Source organism: uncultured Dialister sp., from assembly GCF_937959425.1.
GTDB lineage: Bacteria > Bacillota > Negativicutes > Veillonellales > Dialisteraceae > Dialister.
On record NZ_CALGPS010000195.1, the window covers coordinates 1 to 4,010 of the forward strand.

Sequence of the window (4,010 nt, forward strand, 5' to 3'; positions counted from 1 at the left end):
ATTTTGAGGGTGTTTTAGGCTATTTTTGCAAAGGGTGGTTTTTTAACAGCCACTACTTACTAAGAGGAGAATTGCTACTGTACAAATTTTCTGTAATAGATATTTCATAATGCACCTTATTTTAATTACACATTACAAAATCTTGATTTCTAATAGTACCTCTTCAAATCAAAGGATACCTTAATGTCAAAAAGTATGAATACAATATCCCGTCCATCATCATATCCAGAAATACTCATCGGCTCGTCAATGACAATTTATGATTCATCTGCTATCTCCCAAGATTACGATTTGTGATTCTGAAGAATCTGGCATTTCCCTGGTCTTAACAGACACTAATAGAGGAAAAGCTATAAGGAAATTTAATTTATCTCTTATGTTCTATTGATATTAAATAATAAGGATGCGTCGAATGACTTGAATAAGAATTTACATCTTTTATTGATGGTCGGAAAGCAAGGCTCAAATTGTACTCTCCTTTACTGTATTGAAAAGACTCTCCGATTATGGAGCCATTCATATAATTATCTTTAACTCCTAAATACGTCCATCCTGCTTCGATGAATTGGTTATGATAATAATTTCTGGTATCCTCTGCATTTAAATACAAATTATAGGAATGCATCCCGTAAACAAAATTGGCCGATTTAGCCGAATATTGTAATGTCCTTTCTAAAGGAATACCAGTTTGGTATAAAGTGATTTTCGGTACATGACTCTGCAAATTGCTGATTTCCTGCCTCACTTCATTCCCCCAAAAGAACATATAAATATCCCAGCTATGTAGTCCTATTGTAAAAGCGCCTAAGGGAACTGCAAGTAAGATTGCTACTTGTTTGGCCTTATTTTTAATCTGCTCCATATTTATTTCCCTCAGATTCTATCTTTCTTTGTATATAATGAGAGTCACATCGTATTAACATTCCTACAGGCTTTTTCTATTTATATGATATGATAGCAGAATCGCATGACTTTTTATATATTCTAAAGATAATTCTTTCTTATCACTTTAACACATTATCACCATTCTAATTGAGAAATCAGCAATAATGGAAAAATCCCCACGCTCTTGTTAGAGGACGGGGATTTTTTATTGGGGTGGTGAAATGGCTGATTTTATAATGGAAAATGAGCTATCCTTACCAAAGTGTATGCATCGTTAGCCGGGTGGATAACAAGGATAGAGCATCATTCAGGTTCTTTCCCTCGTACACCCCTTCGCCGCTAACGCGGCCCTCTTCCCCTAAAGGAGACGCAGGGGGCGTTGCATGCTTACCTTTTTCTCCACTATAAAGCCCCGTCTGCACAGAGCAGAGGGGGCTTTTATATTTCGCTGGATGATGCCTTTCTGTCACAGTCCGCAGGCGGACCAGCCGCATTCTTCGCAGGTACTGCAGTGGCCTTCTACGTGGATGTGATGGGAGTGGCATTTGGGGCATTCGGGGGTGTTATCTACAGGTTTCATTGTTATTATGTTAGCTTTTTCCTTATTATCCTCTTTTTTGCCTTCCACTTTCTCCTTTTCTATTTCTTTTTTATCTTCTTCTCCTACGCCCAGGATGTTGCCCCGGCGGCAGCCGTCGCGGAAGACGGTGATTCCTTTGCAGCCGCTTTCCCAGGCGGAGAGGTAAATGCGGTAGATGTCTTCAGGGGTGGCGCTGTTTTTCAGGTTCACCGTGCTGGAGATGGAGTTGTCCACGTATTTCTGCATGGCTGCCTGCATGCGGACGCGGTTCATGAAGGGGACGTCGTGGCTTTCGATGACCCAGGGGAAGCGGGCCACGATTTCTTCGTCGGAAATGGTGAGGGGCAGGTGATGGTATTCCAGAAGGTCTTTGATGCTGTGGGCGTAGACCCGGAAATGTCCATGCACTTCTTCCATTTTGTGGGTGGTGCGTTCATAGGAAATCTTGTAGAGCGGTTCGCAGCCGCCGGAGAAGCTGCCCATGAGGAGGGAGATGGTGCCGGTGGGAGCGATGGCAAGGAGGGTGCCGTTCCGAAGGCCGTGCTGATGGATGTCTTCATAGAGCTCAGGATCCAGGTCTTTCACCATGTCCAGGATGGGAGATTTCTTCGTGGCTTCCCAGCGGTAGTGGCCGAAGGTGCCTTTTTCCTTTGCCCTGTCACAGGAGGAACGGAGGGCAGTGAGGAGCATGGTTTTCATGACGCGGCCCATGAAATCATTGGCTTCTTTGGTGCCGTAGGTGAGTTTCATGGCGATGAGGGCATCTGCTACACCGAAGAGGCCGAGGCCCAGGGAGCGCCAGTCATCGATGCAGGTTCTGTTAGCGTCCAGGGGCTGGGCTTCATAGCCGTAATCCACGATTTCATCCAGGGCAGTAATGCCGTCGTACACGGTTTTTTTGAACCGTTCTTCGTTGAAGACGGGGCGGGCGCTGAACTTGTCGTCGATCATGGTGTAGAGGTTCACGCTGCCCAGGTTGCAGGCGTTGTATGCATTGCCGCCGAATTCGCCGCAGGGATTGGTGATTTCGATGTTGTATTCATCGTAGCCTGCCAGGAGGTGGTTCCGGTTCATCCGGTCAATGAAGATGGCACCGGGGTCGCCCCAGTCCCACTGGGTTTCGCAGAATTCTTTGAAGAATTCGCGGGCTTTGATGGTTCTTTCGATTTTTTCGCCGGTGGCTTCCACGGTGAAGCTCAAGGTATATTCTTTGTCGTCCCGCACGGCTTCCATGAATTCATCGGTGAAAAGGATGCTGATGTTCATGGAGGACAGCTTTTCCTCGTTCTGTTTGATATGGAGGAATTCATAAATGTCGGGATGACTGCAGTTCAGGCCCACCATCATGGCGCCCCGCCGTCCGTTCTGGCTGATGACTTCACCGGTCACGTTGAAAATTTTCAGGAAGGAAACGGCACCGGTGGAGCTGCGGGCCACGTTCCTCACTTCACTTCCCTTGGGGCGGAGGTTGGAAATATTGATGCCGATGCCGCCGCCGTAGGAGAAAATGCGGGCGATTTCATAGTTGGCCCGGAATATGGATTCCAGATTATCCTCAGGGGAAGGCAGGATGTAGCAGTTGGACATGGATACCTTGAATTTTCCCTTCGCCCCTGCCGCATAGAGGGTGCGGCCTGCGGGGCAGAAGGAGGTGTCCTCCAGGTAGCCCCTCACCCTCTTTTTCAGCTCCGGATCAAAGATGGAGCTCACCCGGTCCATGAATTCCTGCGGTGTCTTTTCTCCTTTGTGATAGTATTTTTCTTTCAGGATGCCCTGACTTATCGTATTGTCATACCAGTGGTTCATATGAATCCCTCGTTTCCGTAATTTTGATAAATTCATGGTAGCACATACTATGTATTGCGTCAAATACCATATAGGCATACTATATATTGTATTTCACATAAGATATAGAAATATTGCGATGTTTGAAGGATTCGGAGGGGGCACCCTTCGGGCGCAAGGTTCTTAAGATTGACCGGCCTAAAGGCCGGAGGGTCCTTAAGTCTGACGGGCCACAGCCCGAGGGTTGTGGTATCGCCCTGCAGGCGATGATTATAAAGTCAGCGTTACGGGCTTACCTTTTGTGTCTCCAGCGGTGCATGACGTCCTGCCAAAGCCCCTTCCTTTGGAAGGGGGTGTCGCCGTAGGCGACGGAGGATAGCAGCTTTTCGTAAGGGACGCAGTGATTCAGTCGTTATCAGATTTCATTCTAGGGAAGCGCTGATTAAATCGTTATCGGATTTCATTCTTGTATTTTTATTCAATGCAAGGAATCAGTCGACGCGAATAGCGAGCTATTTAAGGAGACTGATGACGCAGCATTGGATAAAAATACATATGAAATTCGATTCTGCGAATTAATCAGTGCTTCCCTAGCATTTTGGTTCAATACAAGGAATAAGCCGACGCGAATAGCCATAGCTATTTAAGGAGGCTTATGACGCAGTATTGGGCCAAAATGTATATGAAATCTGATTCTGCGGCTGATGTTAGAGCCCGGCAATTTTGACCATTTTTAGCTCAGCTTTTTTAGCCAATTTTA

At 46.2% G+C, this 4,010-nt stretch carries 2 protein-coding genes; both read right to left on the reverse strand.

Going from position 1 to position 4,010, the window contains the following annotated elements; all coding sequences use genetic code 11:
• Nucleotides 1-367: 367 nt before the first annotated feature.
• On the reverse strand, nt 368-862 hold the full coding sequence (locus tag Q0482_RS08160) for a hypothetical protein (protein WP_299145331.1): 495 nt from the start codon (nt 860-862) through the stop codon (nt 368-370).
• A 489-nt stretch (nt 863-1,351) separates the two neighbouring features.
• On the reverse strand, nt 1,352-3,307 hold the full coding sequence (locus tag Q0482_RS08165) for an adenosylcobalamin-dependent ribonucleoside-diphosphate reductase (RefSeq protein ID WP_299145332.1): 1,956 nt from the start codon (nt 3,305-3,307) through the stop codon (nt 1,352-1,354).
• Between the last annotated feature and the right edge of the window lie 703 nt (nt 3,308-4,010).

Bases quoted from the DNA above. Each gene is read 5' to 3' on its own strand.
- Q0482_RS08160 (WP_299145331.1), bottom strand. From the start codon at position 862: ATGGAGCAGATTAAAAATAAGGCCAAACAAGTAGCAATCTTACTTGCA.
- Q0482_RS08165 (WP_299145332.1), bottom strand. From the start codon at position 3,307: ATGAATTTATCAAAATTACGGAAACGAGGGATTCATATGAACCACTGG.